The sequence below is a fragment of the Paraburkholderia sp. BL21I4N1 genome, from assembly GCF_002973525.1.
Lineage (GTDB): Bacteria > Pseudomonadota > Gammaproteobacteria > Burkholderiales > Burkholderiaceae > Paraburkholderia.
The window spans coordinates 73665-97007 of sequence record NZ_PVEN01000017.1 but is presented as its reverse complement, the minus strand read 5'-3'; the positions used below and the strand labels follow the sequence as shown (position 1 = coordinate 97007).

General features: G+C 64.9%; 27 protein-coding genes and 1 riboswitch. Of the genes, 7 read left to right on the top strand and 20 right to left on the bottom strand.

From position 1 onward, the window contains the following. Positions 1-119 precede the first annotated feature (119 nt). The 16 genes from hisD to B0G83_RS30800 form a co-directional block, all read right to left on the bottom strand. Positions 120-1451, bottom strand: coding sequence for a histidinol dehydrogenase (hisD, locus tag B0G83_RS30875; protein ID WP_105511135.1), 1332 nt, complete (start codon positions 1449-1451; stop codon positions 120-122). Positions 1452-1525: 74 nt separating this feature from the next. Continuing rightward, positions 1526-2212 (bottom strand): ATP phosphoribosyltransferase, encoded by a 687-nt coding sequence (gene hisG / locus B0G83_RS30870; protein WP_105511134.1) that lies wholly within the window; start codon positions 2210-2212, stop codon positions 1526-1528. Further along, complete coding sequence (gene murA, locus B0G83_RS30865; protein WP_105511133.1) at positions 2209-3471, bottom strand: UDP-N-acetylglucosamine 1-carboxyvinyltransferase; 1263 nt, start codon at positions 3469-3471, stop codon at positions 2209-2211. Before murA ends, hisG begins: the two co-directional genes overlap by 4 nt. A 111-nt stretch (positions 3472-3582) precedes the next feature. Continuing rightward, positions 3583-3822 carry a BolA family protein gene (locus B0G83_RS30860; RefSeq protein ID WP_035554861.1) on the bottom strand — a complete coding sequence of 80 codons (240 nt, stop codon included), beginning with the start codon at positions 3820-3822 and terminating at the stop codon, positions 3583-3585. A 14-nt stretch (positions 3823-3836) separates the two neighbouring features. After that, positions 3837-4592 (bottom strand): ABC transporter permease, encoded by a 756-nt coding sequence (locus B0G83_RS30855; RefSeq protein WP_105511132.1) that lies wholly within the window; start codon positions 4590-4592, stop codon positions 3837-3839. Then, on the bottom strand, positions 4589-5521 hold the full coding sequence (locus B0G83_RS30850) for an ABC transporter ATP-binding protein (RefSeq protein WP_105511131.1): 933 nt from the start codon (positions 5519-5521) through the stop codon (positions 4589-4591). Before B0G83_RS30850 ends, B0G83_RS30855 begins: the two co-directional genes overlap by 4 nt. 169 nt (positions 5522-5690) lie before the next feature. After that, a complete protein-coding gene (locus B0G83_RS30845) occupies positions 5691-5984 on the bottom strand; it encodes a lipid asymmetry maintenance protein MlaB (RefSeq protein ID WP_105511130.1) in 294 nt (97 codons plus the stop codon). Beyond that, positions 5981-6613: a phospholipid-binding protein MlaC gene (locus B0G83_RS30840; protein ID WP_105511129.1), complete on the bottom strand. Its 633-nt coding sequence runs from the start codon at positions 6611-6613 to the stop codon at positions 5981-5983. The genes B0G83_RS30845 and B0G83_RS30840 overlap by 4 nt, the downstream gene beginning before the upstream one ends. A gap of 114 nt (positions 6614-6727) precedes the next feature. Further along, a complete protein-coding gene (locus tag B0G83_RS30835) occupies positions 6728-7747 on the bottom strand; it encodes a VacJ family lipoprotein (RefSeq protein WP_105511128.1) in 1020 nt (339 codons plus the stop codon). A 12-nt stretch (positions 7748-7759) separates the two neighbouring features. Next, positions 7760-8311 carry an outer membrane lipid asymmetry maintenance protein MlaD gene (gene mlaD, locus B0G83_RS30830; RefSeq protein WP_105511204.1) on the bottom strand — a complete coding sequence of 184 codons (552 nt, stop codon included), beginning with the start codon at positions 8309-8311 and terminating at the stop codon, positions 7760-7762. 92 nt (positions 8312-8403) lie between these two features. Continuing rightward, positions 8404-9171 carry a lipid asymmetry maintenance ABC transporter permease subunit MlaE gene (mlaE, locus tag B0G83_RS30825; RefSeq protein WP_105511127.1) on the bottom strand — a complete coding sequence of 256 codons (768 nt, stop codon included), beginning with the start codon at positions 9169-9171 and terminating at the stop codon, positions 8404-8406. Then, positions 9168-9989 carry an ABC transporter ATP-binding protein gene (locus B0G83_RS30820; RefSeq protein ID WP_105511126.1) on the bottom strand — a complete coding sequence of 274 codons (822 nt, stop codon included), beginning with the start codon at positions 9987-9989 and terminating at the stop codon, positions 9168-9170. The genes mlaE and B0G83_RS30820 overlap by 4 nt, the downstream gene beginning before the upstream one ends. 94 nt (positions 9990-10083) lie before the next feature. Continuing rightward, entirely contained in the window at positions 10084-11187 is a 1104-nt protein-coding gene (locus B0G83_RS30815; RefSeq protein WP_105511125.1) for a thiamine phosphate synthase, read from the bottom strand. Then, positions 11184-12005 (bottom strand): thiazole synthase, encoded by an 822-nt coding sequence (locus B0G83_RS30810; RefSeq protein ID WP_105511124.1) that lies wholly within the window; start codon positions 12003-12005, stop codon positions 11184-11186. Before B0G83_RS30810 ends, B0G83_RS30815 begins: the two co-directional genes overlap by 4 nt. Positions 12006-12065: 60 nt before the next feature. Further along, entirely contained in the window at positions 12066-12263 is a 198-nt protein-coding gene (thiS, locus tag B0G83_RS30805; RefSeq protein ID WP_035554838.1) for a sulfur carrier protein ThiS, read from the bottom strand. 95 nt (positions 12264-12358) lie between these two features. After that, complete coding sequence (locus B0G83_RS30800; RefSeq protein WP_105511123.1) at positions 12359-13489, bottom strand: FAD-dependent oxidoreductase; 1131 nt, start codon at positions 13487-13489, stop codon at positions 12359-12361. A 228-nt stretch (positions 13490-13717) separates the two neighbouring features. Further along, a riboswitch (TPP riboswitch) is annotated at positions 13718-13842 on the bottom strand. 328 nt (positions 13843-14170) lie between these two features. Here B0G83_RS30800 and B0G83_RS30795 point away from each other — a divergent pair. The 5 genes from B0G83_RS30795 (at position 14171) to B0G83_RS30775 (ending at position 18934) form a co-directional block, all read left to right on the top strand. Continuing rightward, the gene (locus B0G83_RS30795) at positions 14171-15922 is read left to right on the top strand and encodes an ABC transporter ATP-binding protein/permease (RefSeq protein WP_105511203.1); all 1752 of its coding nucleotides are present in this window, start codon (positions 14171-14173) and stop codon (positions 15920-15922) included. Continuing rightward, positions 15919-16701 carry an SDR family NAD(P)-dependent oxidoreductase gene (locus tag B0G83_RS30790; RefSeq protein WP_105511122.1) on the top strand — a complete coding sequence of 261 codons (783 nt, stop codon included), beginning with the start codon at positions 15919-15921 and terminating at the stop codon, positions 16699-16701. The genes B0G83_RS30795 and B0G83_RS30790 overlap by 4 nt, the downstream gene beginning before the upstream one ends. A gap of 171 nt (positions 16702-16872) precedes the next feature. Next, positions 16873-17337 (top strand): hypothetical protein, encoded by a 465-nt coding sequence (locus B0G83_RS30785; RefSeq protein WP_105511121.1) that lies wholly within the window; start codon positions 16873-16875, stop codon positions 17335-17337. A 112-nt stretch (positions 17338-17449) separates the two neighbouring features. Then, on the top strand, positions 17450-18100 hold the full coding sequence (locus B0G83_RS30780; protein WP_105511120.1) for a hypothetical protein: 651 nt from the start codon (positions 17450-17452) through the stop codon (positions 18098-18100). A 93-nt stretch (positions 18101-18193) separates the two neighbouring features. Next, complete coding sequence (locus tag B0G83_RS30775) at positions 18194-18934, top strand: response regulator (protein WP_105511119.1); 741 nt, start codon at positions 18194-18196, stop codon at positions 18932-18934. 44 nt (positions 18935-18978) lie between these two features. Here B0G83_RS30775 and B0G83_RS30770 read toward each other — a convergent pair whose 3' ends face one another. The 4 genes from B0G83_RS30770 to B0G83_RS30755 form a co-directional block, all read right to left on the bottom strand. Continuing rightward, on the bottom strand, positions 18979-19650 hold the full coding sequence (locus tag B0G83_RS30770; RefSeq protein ID WP_105511202.1) for a flagellar basal body L-ring protein FlgH: 672 nt from the start codon (positions 19648-19650) through the stop codon (positions 18979-18981). Positions 19651-19721: 71 nt separating this feature from the next. Beyond that, the gene (locus B0G83_RS30765; protein WP_105511118.1) at positions 19722-20453 is read right to left on the bottom strand and encodes a hypothetical protein; all 732 of its coding nucleotides are present in this window, start codon (positions 20451-20453) and stop codon (positions 19722-19724) included. Between the two features lie 3 nt (positions 20454-20456). Then, on the bottom strand, positions 20457-20624 hold the full coding sequence (locus B0G83_RS30760) for a DUF6726 family protein (RefSeq protein WP_308701515.1): 168 nt from the start codon (positions 20622-20624) through the stop codon (positions 20457-20459). A gap of 45 nt (positions 20625-20669) precedes the next feature. Then, positions 20670-20852, bottom strand: a complete 183-nt coding sequence (locus B0G83_RS30755; protein WP_105511117.1) for a hypothetical protein — start codon at positions 20850-20852, stop codon at positions 20670-20672. Between the two features lie 410 nt (positions 20853-21262). On the opposite strand from B0G83_RS30755, the gene B0G83_RS30745 reads away from it, so the two are divergent. Both B0G83_RS30745 and B0G83_RS30740 read left to right on the top strand, forming a co-directional pair. Continuing rightward, entirely contained in the window at positions 21263-22003 is a 741-nt protein-coding gene (locus tag B0G83_RS30745) for a response regulator (RefSeq protein WP_105511115.1), read from the top strand. Continuing rightward, positions 22000-23271: an ATP-binding protein gene (locus tag B0G83_RS30740; protein WP_105511114.1), complete on the top strand. Its 1272-nt coding sequence runs from the start codon at positions 22000-22002 to the stop codon at positions 23269-23271. The genes B0G83_RS30745 and B0G83_RS30740 overlap by 4 nt, the downstream gene beginning before the upstream one ends. Positions 23272-23343 lie beyond the last annotated feature (72 nt).

The following is a 23343-nucleotide window of genomic DNA, read 5'->3' as shown; positions in this document are numbered from 1 at the left end:
TTGAACGGGAAAACCGATGAAATCTGTCGCCGAGGTTCGCGGGCATCCGCCCGATGCAACGCCCGCTGCCTCTCGCAGTGCGCGGCCGGTTCTCCGCGCGCTGCCCTGCTCGGCCTGACTCAGCCGCGGTCGTTGTTTTGCCGCATCCGGTATTCGGCGCTGCGAGCATGCGCCTGCAGGCCTTCGCCGTAAGCGAGTTCGGCGGCAATCTCGCCGAGCGTCTGCGCACCTTCCGCGCTGACCTCGATCACGCTCGAACGCTTGAAGAAATCATAGACGCCCAGCGGCGACGAGAACCGTGCGGTGCGCGACGTAGGCAGCACATGATTCGGGCCCGCGCAGTAGTCGCCGAGACTTTCGCTCGTATAACGGCCGAGGAAGATCGCGCCGGCATGGCGGATCAGTTGGCCCCACTGATGCGGCTCCAACGCCGAAATTTCGAGGTGCTCCGGCGCGATGTCGTTGGCGATCGCGCAGGCTTCGGCCATGTCGCGCACTTTAATCAGCGCGCCGCGTCCTTCGAGCGACGCTTTGATCACGTCGCGGCGCGGCATGGTGGGCAGCAGTTCGTTGATCGCGTCGTGCACGCGGTTGATGAACGCGTCGTCCGGGCACAGCAAAATGGATTGCGCGAGTTCGTCGTGCTCAGCTTGCGAGAACAGGTCCATGGCGACCCAGCGCGGGTCGGTGGTGCCGTCGCATAGCACGAGAATTTCCGACGGCCCGGCGATCATGTCGATGCCGACCGTGCCGAACACGCGGCGCTTCGCCGACGCGACGTACGCGTTGCCGGGACCGCAGATCTTGTCGACCGCGGGCACCGTTTCCGTACCGTAGGCCAAAGCGCCCACGGCCTGCGCGCCGCCGATCGTGAACACGCGATCCACGCCGCCCAGCAACGCGGCGGCCAGCACCAGCGGATTCTTCACGCCGTCCGGCGTGGGCACGACCATGACGATTTCGCGCACGCCGGCCACCCGCGCCGGAATCGCGTTCATCAGCACCGACGACGGATACGCCGCCTTGCCGCCCGGCACATAAATCCCCGCGCGGTCGAGCGGCGTGACCTTCTGGCCGAGCACCGTGCCGTCGGCTTCCGTGTACTGCCAGCTATGGCTGCCGCATTCGATCTTCTGCTTCTCGTGGTAGCCGCGCACACGCGCCGCGGCCGCTTCGAGCGCCGCGCGGCGCTTAGGCTCAAGACTTTCGAGCGCGGCTTCGAGTTCGGACATCGGCAATTCGAGCGCGTCGACGCTCTTCGCCTCGAGCCGGTCGAAGCGCTGCGTGTACTCGAGCACCGCCGCGTCGCCGCGCGCCTTCACGTCGTTCAGAATCTGCGCGACCGAGCGCTCGATTGCTTCGTCTTCGCTCGCCTCGAACGCGAGCACCGCGTGCAACGACTTCTGGAAGTCGGATGCGGTGGAATCGAGTTTGCGAATCTTGATAGACATACGGTATCCGTTTCGGTAAGGCGCGCTTTAGGGCGTGGTCAGACTGGCACTATCGGGCACAAGCGGGTCGCTGCTCAGCCGGCTTTCGACGCGCGTTCGAACGCGTCGAGAATCGGCCGCAACGCTGCGCGCTTCAACTTCAGCGCGGCCTGGTTCACCACGAGGCGCGACGAAATCTGCATGATCTCCTCCACCTCGACAAGATTGTTGGCGCGCAAGGTATTGCCCGAGCTCACCAAATCGACGATCGCATCGGCAAGCCCCACCAGCGGCGCCAACTCCATCGAACCGTAAAGCTTGATCAGGTCGACGTGCACGCCCTTGGCGGCAAAATGCTCACGAGCCGTTTCCACATACTTGGTCGCCACGCGCAAGCGTGCGCCCTGACGCACCGCGTTCGCATAATCGAAACCCGCCGCCACCGCGACCGACATGCGGCAGCGCGCAATATCCAGGTCGACCGGTTGATACAGCCCGCTGCCGCCGTGTTCGAGCAGCACGTCTTTGCCCGCCACGCCGAAGTCGGCCGCGCCGTATTCCACGTAGGTCGGCACGTCGGTGGCGCGTACGATGATCACGCGCACGTTGGCGTCGGTGGTCGGCAGAATCAGCTTGCGCGACGTTTCCGGATCTTCGGCCACTTCGATGCCGGCTGCCGCGAGCAGCGGCAGCGTCTCTTCGAAGATACGCCCTTTCGACAAAGCCAGCGTGAGCGGTGCGCTCACCGCCGGCGATGACGACGTTTGCGGCATCGAGCTCATGCCTCGCTCCCGGAAATACGGCGCACCTTCGCGCCGATGGCGGTGAGTTTGGTTTCCATCCGGTCATAACCGCGGTCGAGGTGATAGATGCGATCGATCAGCGTCTCACCTTCGGCGCGCAGCGCGGCGATCACGAGACTCGCGGACGCGCGCAGGTCGGTGGCCATCACCTTCGCGCCGGACAGCTTGTCGACACCGGTCACGAGCGCGCTATTACCGTCGATCGTGATGCTGGCGCCGAGGCGATTCAGTTCCTGCACGTGCATGAAGCGGTTCTCGAAGATCGTCTCGACGACCTGCGAGGTGCCGTCCGCGATCGTATTCAGCGCCATGAACTGCGCTTGCATGTCGGTCGGGAAAGCCGGGTATTCGGAGGTGCGGAACGTGACCGCGCTCGGGCGCTTGTCCATGCGCACGCGCATCCAGTCGTCGCCTTCTTCGATCGTGACGCCTGCTTCGCGCAGTTTTTCGGTCACCGCCTCCAGAATCAGCGGACGCACCTTGCGCAACGTGACGTCGCCACCGGCGGCCGCCACCGCGCACAGGAACGTGCCGGCTTCGATACGGTCCGGAATCACCGTGTGACTCGCGCCGTGCAGCTTCTCGACGCCCTGGACCACGAGGCGGTCGGTGCCGATCCCTTCGATCTTCGCGCCCATCGCGACCAGCAGGTTCGTGAGATCGACCACTTCCGGCTCGCGCGCCGCGTTTTCGATCACCGTTTCGCCGTCGGCGAGCACCGCCGCCATCAGCAGATTCTCGGTACCGGTCACGGTAATCATGTCGGTGACGATACGCGCCCCCTTCAGGCGCGTGGCGCGCGCCTCGATGAAGCCGTGCTCGATCGCGATCTCGGCGCCCATGGCCTGCAGACCCTTGATGTGCTGATCCACCGGACGCGCGCCGATGGCGCAGCCGCCGGGCAGCGACACGCGGGCGTGGCCGAAACGCGCCACCAGCGGACCGAGCACGAGAATCGACGCACGCATGGTCTTGACCATTTCGTAGGGCGCGACGGGGTTGTCGATCTGCGACGCGTCCAACGTCACCCGCCCTTCGCTGCTCTCGACGCGCACGCCCATCTGGCCGAGCAGCTTGAGCATGGTGCTCACGTCCTGCAGGTCGGGCACGTTCTCCAGATGCACCGGCTCGGCGGTCAACAGCGCCGCGCACAGAATCGGCAACGCCGCGTTCTTCGCACCCGAGACGACGACTTCACCCGACAGTGGGTAGCCGCCTTCAATGACGAGTTTATCCATGCCTGTCACTTCCTGATTGCCCAGACCTTTGGCCGGGGCTGCCTTGACTGTGTTCGACGCGCCGCTGCCGGCGTCGCGCCCTTCTTGAGTAATTCGCACTAAATTTCCAGATTACGCGGTCTGCCATTCGGCGGGCGTCAGCGTCTTCATGCTGAGCGCGTGGATTTCTTCGCGCATGCGGTCGCCGAGCGCCGCATACACGAGTTGATGGCGCTGGATCAGACGCTTGCCTTCGAAGCTCGGCGAAACGATGGTCGCAAAGAAATGCTGGCCGTCGCCTTCGACTTCGAGATGCTGGCAAGTGAGCCCAGCCGCGATGTATTGCTTGACCTGTTCGGGAGTCGGCAACATGAGAGAAGCTCCTGTCAGTGGCGCAGTTTGTAGCCGGAAGCGAGCATGCGCATCGCAATCGCGGCCAGCACCACAAAGAAACCGGCAACGATCGCCAGGCTTTCGAGCGGATTGATATCCGACATCCCGAAGAAACCGTAGCGAAAGCCGTCGATCATGTAGAAAAAGGGATTCAGCCGCGACACTTCGCGCCACACCGGCGGCAGCGTATGCGTCGAATAAAACACGCCCGACAGGAACGTGAGCGGCATGATCAGGAAGTTCTGGAACGCCGCCAGCTGGTCGAATTTCTCGGCCCAGATGCCGGCGATCAGGCCGAGCGTGCCGAGAATCGCCGCGCCGAAAATCGCGAAGCCGATGATGTAGAACGGCGCGCTGAAGCTGACCGGCACGAACCAGATCGTCACGATGAACACGCCGAAGCCGACCGCGAGCCCGCGCGCCACGGCCGCCAGCACATAGGCGCCGAACATTTCGTAGTGCGACAGCGGCGGCAGCAGCACGAACACCAGGTTACCGGTGATCTTCGACTGGATCAGCGACGACGAACTGTTCGCGAACGCATTTTGCAACACGCTCATCATCACGAGACCCGGAATCAGAAAACTCGTGTATTCGACACCCGGATAGACTTCGACGTGACCGCGCAACGCGTGGCCGAAGATGGTCAGATACAGCAGCGCGGTAATGACCGGGGCTAGCACGGTCTGAAACGACACCTTCCAGAACCGCAGAAGCTCTTTGTAAAACAGCGTGCGGAAACCACTCATGCCAGCCCCTCGATGACTTCCGGACCGTTCATTACCTGAACGAACACATCTTCGAGGTCGGCTTTGCGGACCTCGATTTCTTCGAACGTGCAGCCCGCCGCGCGGCACTGCGCGAGAATCCGCTCGACGTCGTCATAGCTCGCGAGGCGCAGCAGGTGCTGACGGCCATTGCCGTTGCCCGCGCCGCTTTCCACGTCGAGCGGCCGTAACTCGGCCGGCAGCACGCCTTGCGCGAAACGCAGGAACAGTTGCATGCCCGCGAAGCGCTGCAGCAGCGCGCTGGTGCGCTCCAGCGCGACCACCTCGCCGCGCCGCAGCATTGCGATGCGGTCGCACAGCGATTCGGCTTCTTCGAGGTAGTGCGTGGTCAGCACGATGGTGTGACCTTCGCGATTCAGGCGCGAGATGAATTTCCACAGCGTCTGGCGCAATTCGACGTCGACGCCCGCGGTCGGCTCGTCGAGCACGATCACCGGCGGCCGGTGTACCAGCGCCTGCGCGACCAGCACGCGACGCTTCATGCCGCCCGACAGCGCGCGCATGTTGACGTCGGCTTTCTCGGTGAGATCGAGATTGGCCATGATCTCGTCGATCCACGCGTCGTTATTGCGCAGCCCGTAATAGCCGGACTGAATCCGCAACGATTCGCGGACCGTGAAGAACGGATCGAACACGAGTTCCTGCGGCACCACGCCGAGCGCACGGCGCGCGTCGCGGAAATCGCTAACGACGTCATGGCCGCGCACCGCGATGCTGCCTTCATCGGCACGCGCGAGACCGGCGAGTATGCTGATCAGCGTCGTCTTGCCCGCGCCGTTCGGACCAAGCAGTCCGAAGAACTCGCCTTCTTCCACCGTGAGGCTGACGCCCTTGAGCGCCTGCAAGTCCTTGTAGCGCTTCTTGACGTTACGAATTTCTATGGCTGACATGACTGTGGGCCGCGTGCGTCGCGGCGCCTGAATGGGGGCGCAAAGTACTGGGGGGACGGAATTGGGGCCGGCAAAGATCACCGGATCTGCCCAAAAAACGGTTGATTATAGGGCAAAAATTAGCAGCCCCATGACGGCCAGGGGGATTGGCCGTGACGCTAGAGGAGCGTCAATGTCGTGACGAAATAAGGGTATCGACGCCGTAGGCTTGCGCGAGACTGGCGAGACCAGCCGGCAGATTGACGATCTCGAACGACGTGCCACGCGCTTGCGCCGCACGTTCCCACGCGAGCAGAACCGCCAGCGCGGACGAGTCGAACTGCGCGAGTGCCGCGCAATCCACACCGGTCGCACCCGCGGCAATGCGCTGCAAACCCGCCGCGAGCGCGGCCTTCGCGCTCGCGTGGGTCAGGGTCGCACCGCAGTCGAAGCGGTTGGCGACAGGGCTCAGCACTTCGCTCACGACTGCTTGCCCGCGGCGAGTTGCTGGTTGCGCTGCGTGAGGAACTGAATCAGCCCGTCCACGCCCTTCTGCTGGATCTGCTCGTTGAACTGCTGCTGATACGCCTGGATCAGCCATGCGCCGAGCACGTTGATGTCATACACGCGCCAGCCTTGCGGCGTCTTGTACAGACGGTAGTCGAGTTCGATCGGCGAGCCGTTGTTCATCACGACCGAGCGCACCACGGTGTCGGTGTCGTCCGGGCTCATGCGGAACGGCTTGTACTGAATCTGCTGGTCGCGCACTTGCGCGAGCGCGCCCGAGTACGTGCGGATCAGCAGCATCTTGAACTGCTCGACGATCTGCGCCTGCTGATCAGGTGTAGCCGTACGCCAGTTACGGCCCATGGCCAGTTGCGTGGTGCGATGGAAATCGGTGTACGGCAGGATCTTTTCGTTGACCAGCTTGGTGATGTGCGAGATGTCGCCCTGCTGGATCGACTTGTCGGCGCGTACCGCGTCGATCACTTGCTGCGTGATCGTCTTGATCATGCCGTCTGGCGAATTGGTGTCCACGGTTTGTGCCGATGCACCGGCGCTGGCGAACGAGAACAACGCAGCGAACAACGGAATGAGGAGGAATTTTTTCATATCGAGCCTTGCCTTATAAATAGTGCAACCGTTTGAGCCGACATTAACACGCGAGTTCAGCGGCAATCCACGCGCAAACTGCGAGAGTCGTGTCGAACTGTTACGGCCGCACGATCAGCGCAATTTGAATGACGGGAAATTGAAACGCGACGGCGGGACCAATTGACCGGCCGGAATCTGCGTCGTTTCAGGACCGCCGTTGAGGTCCAGCGGCGGCGTTCCGGACGTGCCCGAGGCGGCTTCAGGTGCAGCGGCGTTGTTCGTGCCGGTAGTCGTGCCCGCCGCCGCGCCTGCCGCCGAAGCCGCTTGCGGCGGCGCCGCTTTCGCAGCAGCACCCTGCGTGCCCGCCGGGGCGGCAGCCGCGCCGCCGTCGACGTCGTCGTACTTGGGCAGCGGTGCTTCGTCGCCGTAGTTCGGCAGCGACGCCGACTGCTTGCCGTCCGACAGCAGGTACTCGCGACGTTGCAGATACGCGTTACGCACGAACGAATACTTGTCGAGCGCGGCGCCTTCCAGCACATCGCTCGCGTTCAGCAGATTCGCACGCGTATTGATCACGTTGATGCCGTACAGCGCCCAGCTCAAGCCATCCGGATGAATGTAGCTGAGCGGGTTCACGTAGTAATTGCCGATCGAACCGACCGCGTCGCGCACCGTGCTCGGTCCGAACAACGGCAGCACGAGGTACGGACCCGCCGGCACGCCGTAGTGGCCGAGCGTCAGGCCGAGGTCGTTGTCGTGCTTGGGCAGCTTCGCGAGCGTCGCCACGTCGAACAGTCCGCCTACGCCGAACACCGTGTTGATGACGATCCGCATGATGTCTTCGACACCGTCGGTGATCTTCAACTGCAGCAGATTGTTTGCCGCGATGTAGACGTCGCCGATGTTCGAGAAGAAGTTCGTCACGCTGTCGCGCACCGGCTGCGGCGTGATGAACACGTAGCCCTTGGCGACCGGCTTCAACGCGTACTGGTCGAGCTTGTCGTTGACGGTAAAGATGGTGCGGTTGAAGCCTTCGAGCGGATCGCCCTTGGTCGGCGTTTGCACCGTAGTGCAGCCCGCGAGCAGCATGGCCGCGACCGCCAGCTTGCCTATCTGGAAGGCGCGCGCGCCCCCGGTATGTGAGGTCTGCATTTCTTATTCTCCTTATTGGCCGGCGGTGCCGGACGCCGGCAGGCTCGCGGCCGGCGCCGTCGGCGCGGGCGCCGGTGCGGCCGGCGACGCGCCAGGCTTCGACGCGCCCGAATCCGCGGCCTTGCTATACAGAAACTGTCCGATGAGGTTCTCGAGCACGATGGCCGATTGCGTCATCGAGATCGTGTCGCCCGCCTTGAGCATTTCGCTGTCGCCGCCCGGTTCGAGCCCGATGTACTGCTCGCCGAGCAGACCCGAGGTCAGAATCTTCGCCGACGTATCTTTCGGAAACGGGTATTGCTTGTCGATATCGATCGTGACGACAGCCTGGTACGCATTGCTGTCGAAGCCGATCGACGCGACCCGGCCGACCGTCACGCCCGCGCTCTTGACGGGCGCGCGCGCTTTCAGTCCACCGATATTGTCGAACTTGAGCTTGACCGGGTACGTTGCCTGAAACGACAACGAGCTCATGTTGCCGGCCTTCAGCGCGAGAAACAGCAACGCCACGAACCCCAACACCACGAACAGGCCGACCCAGAAGTCGAGAGCAGTCTTTTTCATCGTCATCCCAAAGTGAATCCGCCACGCCGTCAACGCTGCCCGCCGCGCGCGCCCCAGGACGCGGCGCCGGCCGGAAACGCGCGAACGCAGTCTTAGCTGAACATCAGTGCAGTCAGCAGAAAGTCGAGGCCGAGTACCGCCAGCGACGCATACACGACCGTTTTGGTGGTGGCGCGCGATACGCCTTCCGGCGTCGCCTTGGCTTCGTAGCCCTGATACAGCGCGACGAAGGTCACTGCGAGGCCGAACACCACGCTCTTGACGACCCCCGCGCCGACGTCGCGCCAGACATCGACGCCGCCTTGCATTTGCGACCAGAACGCGCCGGAATCGACGCCGATCAGCAACACTCCCACCACATACCCGCCCAGAATACCGACCGCGCTGAAGATCGCCGCGAGCACCGGCATGGCGATGATGCCGGCCCACAGGCGCGGCGCCACCACGACCTTGACCGGGTCGACGGCCATCATTTCCATGGCGGTAAGTTGCTCGCCCGCCTTCATCAGGCCGATTTCAGCCGTCAGCGACGTGCCCGCGCGGCCGGCGAACAGCAGAGCCGTGACCACCGGCCCGAGTTCGCGCACCAGCGACAGCGCCACCAGCAGCCCAAGCGCCTGCTCGGAGCCGTAGCGGTTGAGCGTGTAATACCCCTGCAAGCCGAGCACGAAGCCGACGAACAGCCCCGACACGGCAATAATCACCAGCGAATAATTACCTACGAAGTGGATCTGCTTCGTGACAAGACGCGGACGGCGCAGCAACGGGAATAATTCGAGCACCAGCCGGATAAAGAAACGCGTGGCATAGCCGGCCGTGCCGAGCCCGCCGATCACCGAGCGGCCGATCGCACTGATCATGACTGACCTCCGCCGATGCCGAAGTCCGCCGCGAGCGGCGTCTTGCTGGGGTAGTGGAATTTGAACGGGCCGTCCGGCGCGCCGTCGATGAACTGGCGCACCGTCGGATCGGTGGACGCGCGCAATTCGGCGGGCGTGCCTTCGGCGTGCACGCCGCCGTTGGCGAGGAAATACACGTAATCGGCAATCGCGAACGACTCCGGCACGTCGTGCGTGACGAGGATCGAAGTCGCGCCCAGCGCCTGGTTCAGCGCGCGAATCAGGTTCGCGGTGATGCCGAGAGAAATCGGATCGAGACCGGCGAATGGCTCGTCGTACATCATCAGTTCGGGGTCGAGCGCGATGGCGCGCGCCAGCGCCACTCGCCGCGCCATGCCGCCCGAAATCTCCGACGGCAGCAGGTCGCGCGCGCCGCGCAGACCGACCGCGTTGAGCTTCATCAGCACGAGGTCGCGCAGCAGGTCTTCGGGGAGATCGGTGTGCTCGCGCAGCGCGAAGGCCACGTTTTCGAACACGGACATGTCGGTGAACAGCGCGCCGAACTGGAACAGCATGCCCATCTTGCGGCGCAGCGCGTACAGGCCGTCGCGCGTTTGCTGGCCAACGTCCTGGTCCTGGAACAGGATCTGGCCGCGCTGCGCGCGCACCAGACCGCCGATCAGACGCAGCACCGTGGTCTTGCCGCAACCCGAGCCGCCCATGACGGCCACCACCTGGCCGCGCTTGAAGCGCAGATTCAGGTTCGACAGAACGAGCCGGTCGCCATAACCGAAGTCGACGTCGCGCAGCTCGAGTAAGGTCTCGGGGGAGGAAGACACGAAACTGACAGTCCTTTTACACGGAAGGCCGAATTATAGGGCCATCATGCAAAAGTTGCCGTGAGGTGCCCTGTCCCTTTACCAAGCGTGACGATTATTGCGTAAACGCGTGTTGCAGTGCAGAAACGGCGGCGCCGACATCGGACGCCTCCGTGACCGCGCGCACCACGGCCGCGCCGCCCACGCCGGTTGCCAGCACGTCCGGCAGCACCTGCAGGTCGATGCCGCCGATCGCCACCAGCGGCACGACGCCGTCGAGCAGGCGCACGTAACGTACCAGACGTTTGAGTCCCTGCGGCGCGGTCGCTATGGCTTTGGTGGTGGTCGCGAACACCGCGCCCACCGCGATGTAGCTGGGGCGGAAATGCAGCGCCCTCAGAATCTCGTAGAAACCGTGTGTTGACAGGCCGACGCGAATGCCCCCTGCGGCGAGCGCCGCCAGATCGGCGGTATGCACGTCTTCCTGGCCGAGGTGGACACCGTACGCGCCCGCGTCGAGCGCGGCTTGCCAGTGATCGTTGATGAACACCTGGGCGTCGTGCCGACGCCCGGCCGCCACGCTCAGCGCGATCTCGCGTTTCAGTTCGTCGGCAGGTTCGGCCGACTTGTGGCGCAACTGGATCGTCTTCACGCCCAAACCGGCGACGCGCTCGACCCATTCTCCGGTCGGCAGCACGGGATACAGACCGAGCCGCGTCGGGCACGGCGGAAAGGCCGGCTCCGGCGCGTCCGGCAAGCCGGCGAGGCGCGGGAAATGGCTGAGATCGGACGGAAAAGCGTCGTCGGCGCGGGTTTCGTCGCCGTCACGCCAGGCGAGCGCCAGCACCAGCGCGTCGTGCGGATCGAAACCGCAATCCAGAAACGCGGCCAGCGCGGCGATCCAGTCTTCCGCCAGATGACCTTCCAAACGGTAGGTTTCGCCGCCGAGATGCAGCACCGCGCGGTTCCGCGCGGCCTCGATCACACCCGCGCCCCGCACCTGCCAGCGCGCTACCTGCTCGCCGTGCTGCTGGGCGTCGGCGATCACGATCAGATCGCCGCCGTTCGGCTCGTCCGGCGCGGTCAGGCAGATGCGCCACGGCGCGTGGGTTGGCGGCCAGTCGCCGAGACGGGCGCGAATCCGCTCGGCGGCTTCGGTGAGTTCGTCGGCGGGCGGCCAGAACAGGTCGCGGCCCGTCAAGGCCAAGGTCTGCGTCATGCGCCGCCTCCGTCCTGATGCCAGAACGGCATGCCAACCACCGGCGTGCTCGCGTGCGCGCTTTCGCGCTCGGCCATCGGCCCCGCCAGAAAAGCGTGGCGGCCCGCTTCGACGCCCAGCGCGAAGGCCCGCGCCATCGCGTCGGGATGCGTGGCTTGCGACACGGCCGTGTTCAGCAGCACGCCGTCGAAGCCCCACTCCATCACTTGCGCCGCGTGCGACGGCACGCCGAGGCCCGCGTCGACGATCAGCGGCACGTCCGGCAGCCGCTCGCGCAACACCCGCAAGCCGTACGGATTGATCACGCCCTTGCCGGTGCCGATCGGCGCGCCCCACGGCATTAGCGCTTCACAGCCGGCGTCGAGCAGACGGCGGCCGATCACCAGATCTTCGGTGCAGTACGGCAGCACCTTGAAACCGTCCTTGACGAGTTGCGCGGCCGCTTCGATCAGCCCGATCGGGTCGGGCTGCAGCGTGTAGTCGTCACCGATCAGTTCGAGCTTGATCCAGTCGGTTTCGAAAATTTCGCGCGCCATGTGCGCGGTCGTGACCGCCTCGCCGACGGTCAAGCAGCCGGCCGTGTTCGGCAGCAGCGGCACGCCGTGGCGCTTGAGCAGATCGAAGAAGCCGGCTTCGGCGCCGCCTTCGTTCATCTGCCGGCGCAGCGCGACGGTCACCATGCCGGGGCGCGCGGCGTCGATCGAATCGGACAGCGATTGCAGCGACGGATAGCGCGAGGTGCCGAGCAGTACGCGGCTGGCGAAGGTCTCGCCGTAGAGCGTGAGCGCGTCGGCGGTTTGGGGGGAAGTGTTGGGCATTGTCTTTGTCTCCGGCAGGTCGTGGCGATACGTAGCTTTACGCTGTGGTAAGCGGCGGCCTTAACCGCCGGCCACGGGTTGCACGACGTCCAGCTTGTCGCCCGGCTGCAGCGCGCGGGCCGCATGCTGGGTGCGGGCCACGAAATCGCCGTTCAGCGCGACCGCGAACGGCGGCCGCGCGCCGAACGCGACGAGCGCATCGGCGACCGTCGCGCCCTCGGGCAACGACAACGGCTTCTGATTGATATGAATGTTCATGGTGTTCGAATACGGTTCAATCGATGGCGAAAGCGGCAAAGCGTGCCGCGTTAAAGCGTCTCAAAGCCCGTCGGGCCAGATGAAACGCGCAACGCTCATGCCGGCTCCCGCGTGGAATCCAGCTGGAATAGTTCGCTCCAGCGCGCGTCGCGTTGCCAGTCGGCGAACGCATCGGCGTCGCCGACACGGCCGTCGAGCAGTGCCGCGGCGAAGCGGACGGCTTCGTCGGCGACTTCGGGCACGATCATGTAGCCGTGCCGGTACAGGCCGTTCACGCGCAGTGTCTGCGCGCCATCCCACAGCAAAGCCGGACGGTGGTCCGGCAACGTCGGGCGGCACTGCGAATTCAATTCGAGGATACGAGCCTCGCCGAAGCCGGGATGCACGGAAAACGCCGCGCTCAGCAGTTCGAGCGCCGAGCGCACGCTGACCGGCGACATGTCCTCACCTTCGACTTCGGTCGCGCCGATCACGTAGAGATCGTCCTGCTTCGGCGCGATATACAGTGGATAACGCGGATGCAGCAAGCGCACCGGACGCGTCAGTTTGATACCGGGCGCGTGCACCCGCGCGACTTCGCCGCGAATCCCGCGCAACGTAGGCAGCACCGGCTTCGCGCCGAGGCCGCGGCAGTCGATCGTAACGCGCGCGGGCGGCAGCGAAAGGTCGTCGACCGGCGTGTTCCAGTGCGTCTCGACACCACGCTCGCTGAGGCCCGCAGCCAATGCGGCCAGGACCTGACGGTTATCCAGTTGACCTTCGCGCGGCAGCAGCCAGCCCTGATTGAAGCGCCCGGCCAATGCAGGCTCGGCGGCACCGAGCTGCGCGCCGGCCAGGGTGACAAAGCCGCCGTCCAGCAAGTCGGCCGGCGCATTCGAGCGCACCCGGCGTTCGAACAGTGGCGCTTCGGTGCGGTCGGCATGATGCCAGACCACCAGCGTGCCATTGCGCTGAAAGAACACCGGCTCGGGCAACTCGGCCAGCACTTGCGGCCACGTATCGAGCGAACTCGCGCCGAGACGGGTGATCAGCAATTCGGCGCTGGCGGCTTCGGCGAGCGGCGCCAGCATCGCGGCGGCGACCCACGCGGCCGCTTGCGAACCGGCGGCGTCGCCACGCTCATAGAGCGCCACGCGATGCCCCTGGCCCGCCAGACGCCACGCGACCAGCCGGCCGCACAGGCCTCCACCGAGAACAGCGAAATCGGGTTGCGCGGAACGGCTCATTGCGCACACTCCGCTTCACGACGTCCGACCAGGCTAAACAGGCTAAAGCACAGCGCGCCGGCAGCGGCGTGACGAAGAGCAAAACACATAACTGAAGAATAGGCGGTCATCGAGTCCTTTCCGTACGGCCAAAAAACGCACGTACCCAGGACGAAACCGGCGGGTGAGGCCGGCCGGGCACGACGCGCGTTCTGATGACGCGCGCCACCCCGGCGGGGAATGGAAGACTGGCTGCTTCCGGAAACTTCCCGCGCCGGTATTACCCGGATCGGGTGCAAAGGGTCTCTCTCAGCCTTGCCGCTACGGCATGAAAATCATGCGCGCCTGTGGGCAAAGCACCCCTGTTTCGTCGAAGGTCATTAGACCATAAAAGCCGCGCGGCCCGCAAACCAGCGCCTGACGTGTTCGCGCGGCGTTTGATCCGGCACCTTCTTTTATGTCGCCGATGCGGCCTGACTCAGTGCTCTGGCACAATGCAACGAGCCCATGCCGCGACGGCGCGGCGCGGCCGGCGCGAATCCCAAGAACCGCCGCCCGTGCCGTCGGAGCATGGCAGCGAAGCCTTCTGGCGCAAATTAATTTTCGCTTAAGGGCTACGCGCCAGAATCGGACGCTCGCCCGGACGAGCGTTCGTCGAGCACGACGCCCGGGCATGCAGGCCAGCACTTCATCAGGATGCTCATGACACCGAATACCTCAGCCAGCCCCGCGCTACCGCCGGACGAAAAGATCTCCGCCTGGAGCCTGATCAAACCCTACTGGGTTTCCGAAGAACGAAAAACGGCCTGGGGCCTGCTCATCGCCATCATCGTGATGAACCTGCTGGTCGTGTGGATCAACGTGCGCCTGAACCGCTGGAGCGCCGACTTCTACAACGCGCTGCAAACCAAGAACGTGCACGATTTCCCGCACCTGCTGATGGTGTTCTCGGTGCTCGCGTTCGCCTTCATCATCCTCGCGGTGTATGGGCGGTATCTGCGCCAGATGCTCGGCTTCCGTTGGCGCCAGTGGCTAACCACCCGCTATCTGAACGAGTGGATGCACGACAGCGCCTTCTACCGGATCGAACGCGACCGCCTCGCCGACAACCCCGACCAGCGGATCAGCGACGACCTGCAGTCGTTCGCCACCAGCACGCTGTCGCTAACGCTCGACCTGCTCTCAACGATCGTCACGCTGGTGTCGTTCATCACGATCCTATGGACGATCGGCGGCGCACTGACCGTCTCGCTCGGCGGCATGCCGGTGCAGATTCCCGGTTACATGGTGTGGGCCGCCGCGCTCTACGCGGTGGTCGGCTCGCTGATCATCCAGAAGGTCGGCCATCCGCTCGTGCCGATCAACTACCAGGCGCAGAAAGTCGAGGCGGACTTCCGTTTCGGCCTGATCCGTCTGCGTGAAAACGCCGAGCAGATTGCCTTCTACAACGGCATGGAAACGGAAAAGACGAGCACGCACTCGCTGTTTGGGCGCATCCGCGACAACTGGTGGCAGGTGATGAAGTACACCAAGCGGCTCACCTTCGTGCTGAGCTTCTACGGTCAGATCGCCATCATCTTTCCGCTGGTGGTCGCCGCGCCGCGCTACTTCGCAGGCGCTTTCACGTTCGGCGTGCTGATGCAGATTTCCAGCGCGTTCGGCACCGTCAGCGATTCGTTTTCGTGGTTCATCAACAGTTACGGCAGCCTCGTCGAATGGCGCGCCACCGTGAACCGGTTGCGTGAATTCAAGCGCATCCTGCATTCGCCGCACCTGAAGGAATCGGTCTCGCCGGCCACCGAGCACGGCGGCATCAACCTGCATTTCGTCGACGCCGACAAGCTCTCCACCGAAGGCCTCAAGCTCGCGCTGCCGAACGGCAATCCGCTGTCGCGCATTCGCGATATCGCGATCCAGCCGGGCTCGCGCTGGCTCGTGCGCGGTCCGTCCGGCTCGGGCAAGAGCACGCTGATGCGCGCGCTGGCCGGCCTGTGGCCGTTCGGCGACGGCTCGATCGACGCGCCGGTGAACGCCCGCATGATGTTCATCCCGCAGGTCAGCTATATGCCGATCGGCACGCTGAAGGCGGCGCTCACCTATCCGTCCTCCGCCGACACCTATACCGACGACGAATGCCGCGAAGCGCTCGTCACCTGCCATCTGTCGGAGTACGCCGACCGACTGGCGGAATCGGGGCACTGGACCCGCATTCTGTCGCCGGGCGAACAGCAGCGCCTCGCCGCCGCGCGCGTGCTGCTGCACAAGCCGGACTATCTGTTCCTCGACGAAGCGACCAGCGCGCTCGACGCCGAAAACGAAGCGCGGCTATACCGCCTGTTCACCGAGCGCCTGCCGAAGGCGGCGATCGTCAGCGTCGCGCATCGCGAATCGCTGGCGGCGTACCACGACGAAACGCTCGACGTCGAACGTTCCGGCGAAGCGGTCGCGGCATGAGCGTGCCGAGTCCCGCCGGCTTCGATCGCGTCGTGCTGATCACCGGCGCGGGCTCCGGTATCGGCGCGGCACTGGCCCGGCGCATCGCCGCGCCACGTACCGCCCTGATGCTGCACGCACGCGGCGCCGACGAGGCGTCGCGCCAACGCCTCGCGCAAGTGGCCGCCGATTGCAGTGCGACTGGCGCGCAATGCGCGATGCTGTGCGCCGATCTGGCCGAGCGCGGCGCGGCGGACCATGTGGTCCATCAAACCCTGGCGAGCTTCGGCGCGCTCGATCAACTGGTCGCCAATGCGGGGCACGCGCAGCGGCAAACGCTGCACGCACTCGATCCCGATACGTTCAGCGCAGCGTGGGCCGCCATGCCGGCAGCGTTCGCCGCGCTCGTCAAACGCGCGTCGCCCGCGCTGGAAACGTCGAAACGGGGGCGCGTGGTCGCGCTCAGTTCGTTCGTCGCGCACCGCTATCGCGCGGATACGCCGTTCGCCGCGACGGCGGCCGCGAAAGCGGCGCTCGAGTCGTTAGCGAAAACGGCGGCGGCCGAACTCGCGCCGCATGGCGTGACCGTCAATTGCGTGGCGCCGGGTTATACCCGTAAAGATCATGGGCCGAGTGCCGTTAATGCATCGGTGTGGCAACACGCGGCAGAAGCGACCCCGCTCGGCCACGTCGCCGAGCCGGCCGATATCGCCGCGCTGATCGCGTTCCTGCTCTCCGACGAAGCACGGCATATCACCGGCCAGGTGATTCACGTCGACGGCGGCCTCACGTTGGGCTGAAAAACGCCCACTGCCGCAACATCCAGAAAGACCCGCGAAGAGTTCGAAAGCATTTGCGAAGCCGGCAAGCTGTTCCGCGCTTTGAACCCATGCTCCTCCAGCGACGATAGCCAGGCGTGCCAAACCTCGTGCGGCATGCCACGACATTCAACGCTATTGGACTCTTCGCTCATGTCATTCGATCGCCGCTCCTATTCCTTGACCCGCCGCCTCGCGCTGGCTGTCGGCGCAGCGCTGCTGCTGACGAGTGCCGCGCACGCCGCGCAAACCATCCACGCCGACGAACCCGCCGACGTGTGCCCCGCGCTCAAACACATCGTCGACACCCGCGATTTCAAACAGTTGCAGGCACAACCGGCCGCGCGGCTGCCGGGCTTATCCGATGCGGACGACTGCCGTGCCAGCAAACACGCTTACGACTGCCACTGGCGCGCGCACTGGCAAGCCGACGGTGTGGTCACCGACCCGCTCGAGGAATTCGGCGCCGATATCGCGGCCTGTTTCCCGAACGTCGTGCATGACCTCAATACGCCGACGCGTCAGCATTTCATCGTGACCACCGCTGCCGCGCGACGCGTCAGCGTCACGGCAAGCGTGCAAGGGCAAAACGAATTGCGTCTGCGCATCACGCGCTAAGCGTGAACCTGCCTCTGAGTCTGAACCCGCCCGCGCGCCACGCCCGCCGCCACGATTCGCCGCGCTTCGCGCTGCATGGCCGCTTCCATTGACCGCCACCTGGCACCGTCTCATGACCTTCATGCTGAGCATGCACGCCGTCACTTTCACGCGAGCTTCACGGGCCACACGCAGCGCGTGGCTCGTCACGCGGCGTTCGTGCGCGCGGCTGGCCGTCGGCGCGATGCTGGCGGTCGGCCTGAACGGCTGCGCGTGGACGCTGATTCAGGCCGCTGACGCCACCGGCTCGGTGATTCAGGCCGGCTACGCGATCGCGGCGAATTACTCGTCGCCGACCTTCGTCAACGGCCGGCCGGCTGACGTACACAACGTGTGCATCGAAGTGAATCAGACCGTGTCGGTCGGCGATTTCGTGCCGGCGCTGCAACTCGCGCTCGACCGGCGCGGCATTCGTTCGGACGTCTACAATCCGGGCACCTCGCCCGCCGGTTGCGAGGCGCGGCTCGTCTACAACGCGGCGATCGATTACGGCCGCCGTTCGTTCAGCGACGAATCGATCCAGTACCTGTCCATCATCGACCTGACGCTGATCCAGCACGGCCGCATTCTCGTCACCGCGCGCTATCAGACCGGCGGCCTCAACACCGACCGTTTTTCGTCGGCGTCGACCAAGCTCAATGGTCTGATCGAACGGATGGTGGTCGATCAGAGCGACTTCGCGCGCCAATCGATGCAGACCATTCAGACTTCGCAGGCAAATTAGCCGCACCGCTTTGCTTGCCGTCTCTTACACGGGAAAGGATTCGAAAGCGTTGCGCGCTTTGCGCGGTGCGTATCGATCACTAAGATGGCCTGAATGAACCAATCCATTCTGGTCGTCGACGACGACCCCGTCGTACGTGAACTCGTCAGCGATTATCTGCAAGGGCGCGGCTTCAAAGTCGCCACGCTCGAACACGGCCTGGCGCTGCAGCGCAAATTGCAGGACGAGCGTCCCGCGCTAATCGTGCTCGACATCATGATGCCGGAACTCGACGGCATCAGTGCGCTGCGCGCGTTGCGCGTGGCCGGCGACGATATTCCGGTGATCCTGCTGACCGCGCGCGCCGATCCGATCGACCGCGTGATCGGCCTCGAACTCGGCGCCGACGACTATCTCGGCAAGCCCTTCGAACCGAGCGAACTGGTCGCCCGGATTCGCACGGTGCTGCGCCGCCGCGGCGCGATTGCGCCGAGCGCGCCGGAACAGCGCGCGCCGTATCGGTTCGGGCGTTTCGAAGTGAATTTCCCGGCGCGCGAATTGCGTCGCGACGGCGAGCGCATCACGCTGCGTTCGAGCGAATTCGCGATGCTCAAAGTGTTCGTCACACATTCGATGACGGTGCTGACGCGCGCGCAGTTGCTGGAGAAACTGCACGGCAATAGCGAGGCGCATCGCAATCGCAGTCTGGATGTGTCGATCTGGCGCTTGCGGCGGCTGATCGAAGTGGATCCGTCGGAGCCGCGCTACGTGCAGACGGTGTGGGGACGCGGGTATGTGTTCGTGCCGGACGGGGAAATCGGCGCGGCGGAACGGAGCGCGGCGCCGTTGGCGTAGTGAAGAGAGGGCACGCTGGCCTGAACCCCTCACCCATCACACGCTCAAAACGTCAGCACGCTCAAGAACATGCGCTGCAACCAGCCCATCGTCGTGGCGTCGGACACCATCCCCGCGCCCGCCTGTTCGATCCGCGCATTGGCGACCTTGCTCGACGCGACATAATTGCCCGCTTCGATGTCTTTGGGATTAACGATCCCCGACAAGCGCAAACGATCGCTGTTGCCGCTCATCGCGATCATCTTCTCGCCCGACACGACCAGGTTGCCGGTCGACATCGTACCGATCACGGTGACCGCCAGCGTGCCGGTCATGCCGCTCACGTCGGTGAGACTGCCCTGCCCTTTGTAGTCCGTGCTCGCCGAGCCGATGTTGAACAATCTCGCGAGTCGCGCGGCGGCGTTGGTCGACTGATCGGCGGCGGCGGCGGTGATGCTGCTCGAACGGCTCGCCGCCGCCGTCGAACTATTGTTGCCGCTGTACGACTCCGACAGACGAATCGTCAGCACATCGCCGATATGCTGCGCACGCGGGGTTTCGTACAGCAGCAAAGGCGTGCCGGCCTGATAGATCGCGCCTTGCGTGTTCACGTTGAGCGGCGCGGAGGCGAGCGGCGGCGCCATCGGCGTATCGACGATGGAAGGCTGCCGGCCGCCCGAACAGGCCGCGAGACAGAACGCCGCGCCCAGCGCGAACGTGAGAGGTAGCGTAGTCATGCAGGCTCCGAAGAAGAATTCGCGTGGACCGCGAGTCATGGCGCGAGCGCGCCGCTTGTCGACGTCGCGCATCAACCCGCCTCGGCGCCGCTCGCCTGCCATTGCCGTACGACCGACTTGACCCACGCATCCGAACCCTTCAGCAGATAGGTGAGCGTGCCGTTGTGCGTGCCCGGCAGAAAGCACAAGGTGATCGAACTCACCGCGTTGTCCCAGACATAGGTCGGCATCGCGCCCGAGGCCGACACGTTCCGCGTCGCGAAGCGCGGCGGTCCGTAGCGGTCGGCGAGCGCGTCGCGCAAGTCTTCGGCGGTGATCTCGTCGATCACAAAAGAAATCTCGTACAGACGCAGCGCGCTTTGTCCGTCGACGCGCGCAAAGCGCAGCACATGCTCCAGCGCCGGCGCGCCGTCCACCACCGCTTGCGACACCGCCCAGCCGTCATTGCCGCGATGCGCCCAGCGGCACGCCACCGTCAAGCTCTCGTGCGACTTCAAACGCATCCCGAGCGCGCCCGCCTGCACATCCGTCTCGCAAACCGGCACGCTGCCGACCGGCGTCGCCCGCACGGTCGACCCCGCGCGGAATTCGTCGAGCGTCATGCCGAGCGTGACGCCACGAAACGCAAACGGCGCGTCCTGCGTCGACGAGCGCCGGCGTGCCTCGGCGGCGGCGTCCTTCTGCGCGGGCGCGGTTGCTGAAGCATTCGGATTCGCGTCACGCGCGACTGGTTGCGCATAAGCCGCCAGCGAAAACAAACCACCGAATAGCGCCAACGCACAGGCAATCCGTTTGAGTGTCATGATTCAGTCGATCGCGGAGGAACACATGTCGAACGGGGCGGCCGCGGCATGGCCGACAACCGGGACGATTTTCAGCGTGGCTGAAGTCAGCCGGCACGGCAGCGCGGCGACGGCGCAGCCGCCGAACGGCAGCAGCGCCGCGCCGAGCGTCAACCACGCAACGACACGAATGAAACGGTCAATGATTCTCGGGGTCGACACACGGGCCTCGGTGCGTCAGGCGGTCGTGTTGACGTTATGCCCAACGAGTCCGGCGGGCAGCGAAGGCAACGCTTCGGCAGCGGCCTCCTGAGTGGGCAACGCCGTGCCGGGGTTGGTTTGAGCCGCGGGTTTCGGCGCTGGCGGTGTCGGCGCCATCGAAGAAAAGCGGGTTGAGCTGAAGTTGCTATGAACGGTCATGATGAGCCTCGCGTGGCGCTGGGTTTCGATTTCACGCCGCTTGCCGTGGGCCCAAGGCGTTAGGCTGTTTCCGGCTTGCGGCGCAACGTACTGCACGACGAATCATCGCGCTGCGCACACGTCGGCGATGCACGAAGAAAAGCGTGCTTTCCAGCGGTTCTTCCGAGCCGTTGCGAGCGGTTTCAATTACACGCAAATTCTTTCCTCGGAGGAATTTTTGGCGATGCTTAGCGAATTGAACGGGCCTGAGCGGCGTGCCGCGCTTTGCCTGATAGGGCATGCGTGAAATACGCCATGAGCCTTCCGCAGCGGGCCTTACGCGTCGACCAGCACCGACTTTGCCGGCGAGCGTAAGCATTGGTAAGAAAACAGTCGGCCGCGCGTTGTGCGGGCCAGTCTAGAATTTCGCCATGAATCCACAGGTCCTTATCGTCGACGACGATCCGGTCGTACGCGATCTGCTATGCAAGTTTCTGCAATCGAACGGCTTCGACGCGTCGGTGCTGCATGACGGCACGCATCTTCAGCGGCGGCTCGAACGCGAGCGGCCTTCCGTCGTGGTGCTCGACATCATGATGCCGAACACCGACGGCCTGCGCGCGCTCACCGCGTTGCGCGCCGCCGGCGACGACATTCCGGTGATCTTCGTGACCGCGCGCGGCACGGTGGCCGACCGCATCGTCGGGCTCTCGCTCGGCGCGGACGACTACCTGACCAAGCCGTTCGATCCACGCGAACTGCTCGCGCGCATCCACACCGTGCTGCGCCGCCGTGGGCCGTCCACCACCAGCGCGCCGGAAGCCCGCAAGCCTTACCGGTTCGGGCCGTTCGAACTCGACTTCGCAACCCGTTCGCTGTCGCGCGACGACGCCAAGCTGGCGCTGCGCGACAGTGAGTTCGCGCTGCTGAAAATCTTCGTCAACAATCCGTACAAGGTGCTGTCGCGCGTGCTGATTCACGATCTCGTGCATCGCGATAATCTGGCCTTCCGCGACCGCAGTCTAGACGTGCCGATCTGGCGTCTGCGCCGCGTGATCGAGGAAGATCCGTCCAATCCCTGCTACGTGCAAACGGTGCGCGGCAAAGGCTACGTTTTCGTACCCGACGCCGACGGCACGCCCTTCGCCGACGAGGCCGCCTCCTCCGCATGAGAAACCCGCTGAACACGCTGTTCGGCAGGATGGCGTTGCTCTCGACGGCGGTGTTGTTCGCGATTCAGGCCGGCTGGTTCGTGCTGATCGTCATGCAGCCGCCGCGCCATGAAATCGACGGTTTCGCGCGCGGCATTCTGCTGGTGCTACAGGCCGTCAACGGCGAGCCGATGAAGGGCGCCGCGCTCGCGCCCGCCATGCGCGTGCATCTCGTGCCGACCTGGAACATGCCGGCCAGCGTCCATCTGGGCGAGCCGACGCGGCATCCGCTGATCGATTTGAGCCGGCAGTTGCGCGAAAACTTGCCGCCCGGCACACGGATCGCCGTGGACGACGTGCGGCCGCCGCAACTATGGGTGCTGTTCCCCGGCAAATCGAACTGGGTGGTGGTGCCGGTCGACGTGCCGCCGCGCCCGCGCTTTCTGATCGAAGCCGTCTCGATGCTGGCGGGTGCGCTGATCCTCTCGCTGCTCGCGGTGTGGCAGATGCAGCGGCCGTTGTCGCGGGTGGCCGGCGCCGCTCGCGAATTCGGTTCGGGCGGCCGGCCGGAGCCCGTGACCGTGCAAGGCCCGCGCGAACTGCGCGATCTGATCGGCTCGTTCAACGACATGATGCGGCGTCTGAACGAAGCCGGCGACGACCAGGCCGTGATGCTGGCCGGCGTCGCGCATGATTTGAAAGCGCCGCTCACGCGCCTTAAATTGCGCGCCAGCGTGCTAGTCGCGGAAAGCGAACGCGCGGGCCTGATCCGCGACGTAGACTCGCTGACCAACATCGTCCAGCAGTTCCTCGAATTCGCCGGGCAGTCCGCCGACGCCGGGCCGCCGGTCGGAGTCGAAGACTTTTTGCAGGAACAGTTTTTCGCGGGCGACAGCACCGAAACGCCGTTGTTCACGCTCGATCTGCGCGCGGGCCCGGCGTTCAAATTACCGCGTACGTTGCTCGACCGGCTGGTCACGAATCTCGTGGATAACGCGCTCGAACACGGCTCGCCGCCGGTGGATATCGCTACCGCGCGCAGCGACGGACATTGGGTTATCAGCGTACGCGACCACGGACCCGGCATTCCGGACGACCGCATCGCCGCCGCGATGAAACCCTTTGTGCGTCTCGACGCGGCGCGGGGCGGCGAAGGTCACTGCGGCCTGGGTCTGGCGATCGTGGCGCGGCTCGCGCACGATCGCGGCGGACGTTGCCACGTGCGCAATCACGCGCAAGGCGGGTTGGAAGTACGGATCGAATTGCCCGTGATCGCGGCGTTGGCGTGAGGCGGGCGTGTGCGCTTACGCGCCCTTACTGGAAGGCCTGCTGCATGGGTAGCGGCCTTATAGTCAGCACCG

Coding starts and splice junctions, on each gene's coding strand:
- B0G83_RS30810 (WP_105511124.1), bottom strand. CDS start 12,005: ATGCCCAACACTTCCCCCCAAACCGCCGACGCGCTCACGCTCTACGGC.
- mlaE (WP_105511127.1), bottom strand. CDS start 9,171: ATGATCAGTGCGATCGGCCGCTCGGTGATCGGCGGGCTCGGCACGGCC.
- B0G83_RS30840 (WP_105511129.1), bottom strand. CDS start 6,613: ATGAAAAAATTCCTCCTCATTCCGTTGTTCGCTGCGTTGTTCTCGTTC.
- thiS (WP_035554838.1), bottom strand. CDS start 12,263: ATGAACATTCATATCAATCAGAAGCCGTTGTCGTTGCCCGAGGGCGCG.
- B0G83_RS30775 (WP_105511119.1), top strand. CDS start 18,194: ATGAACCAATCCATTCTGGTCGTCGACGACGACCCCGTCGTACGTGAA.
- mlaD (WP_105511204.1), bottom strand. CDS start 8,311: ATGAAAAAGACTGCTCTCGACTTCTGGGTCGGCCTGTTCGTGGTGTTG.
- B0G83_RS30835 (WP_105511128.1), bottom strand. CDS start 7,747: ATGCAGACCTCACATACCGGGGGCGCGCGCGCCTTCCAGATAGGCAAG.
- B0G83_RS30860 (WP_035554861.1), bottom strand. CDS start 3,822: ATGTTGCCGACTCCCGAACAGGTCAAGCAATACATCGCGGCTGGGCTC.
- B0G83_RS30740 (WP_105511114.1), top strand. CDS start 22,000: ATGAGAAACCCGCTGAACACGCTGTTCGGCAGGATGGCGTTGCTCTCG.
- B0G83_RS30780 (WP_105511120.1), top strand. CDS start 17,450: ATGACCTTCATGCTGAGCATGCACGCCGTCACTTTCACGCGAGCTTCA.
- hisD (WP_105511135.1), bottom strand. CDS start 1,451: ATGTCTATCAAGATTCGCAAACTCGATTCCACCGCATCCGACTTCCAG.
- B0G83_RS30795 (WP_105511203.1), top strand. CDS start 14,171: ATGACACCGAATACCTCAGCCAGCCCCGCGCTACCGCCGGACGAAAAG.
- murA (WP_105511133.1), bottom strand. CDS start 3,471: ATGGATAAACTCGTCATTGAAGGCGGCTACCCACTGTCGGGTGAAGTC.
- B0G83_RS30770 (WP_105511202.1), bottom strand. CDS start 19,650: ATGACTACGCTACCTCTCACGTTCGCGCTGGGCGCGGCGTTCTGTCTC.
- B0G83_RS30755 (WP_105511117.1), bottom strand. CDS start 20,852: ATGACCGTTCATAGCAACTTCAGCTCAACCCGCTTTTCTTCGATGGCG.
- hisG (WP_105511134.1), bottom strand. CDS start 2,212: ATGAGCTCGATGCCGCAAACGTCGTCATCGCCGGCGGTGAGCGCACCG.
- B0G83_RS30790 (WP_105511122.1), top strand. CDS start 15,919: ATGAGCGTGCCGAGTCCCGCCGGCTTCGATCGCGTCGTGCTGATCACC.
- B0G83_RS30765 (WP_105511118.1), bottom strand. CDS start 20,453: ATGACACTCAAACGGATTGCCTGTGCGTTGGCGCTATTCGGTGGTTTG.
- B0G83_RS30815 (WP_105511125.1), bottom strand. CDS start 11,187: ATGACGCAGACCTTGGCCTTGACGGGCCGCGACCTGTTCTGGCCGCCC.
- B0G83_RS30855 (WP_105511132.1), bottom strand. CDS start 4,592: ATGAGTGGTTTCCGCACGCTGTTTTACAAAGAGCTTCTGCGGTTCTGG.
- B0G83_RS30745 (WP_105511115.1), top strand. CDS start 21,263: ATGAATCCACAGGTCCTTATCGTCGACGACGATCCGGTCGTACGCGAT.
- B0G83_RS30850 (WP_105511131.1), bottom strand. CDS start 5,521: ATGTCAGCCATAGAAATTCGTAACGTCAAGAAGCGCTACAAGGACTTG.
- B0G83_RS30785 (WP_105511121.1), top strand. CDS start 16,873: ATGTCATTCGATCGCCGCTCCTATTCCTTGACCCGCCGCCTCGCGCTG.
- B0G83_RS30800 (WP_105511123.1), bottom strand. CDS start 13,489: ATGAGCCGTTCCGCGCAACCCGATTTCGCTGTTCTCGGTGGAGGCCTG.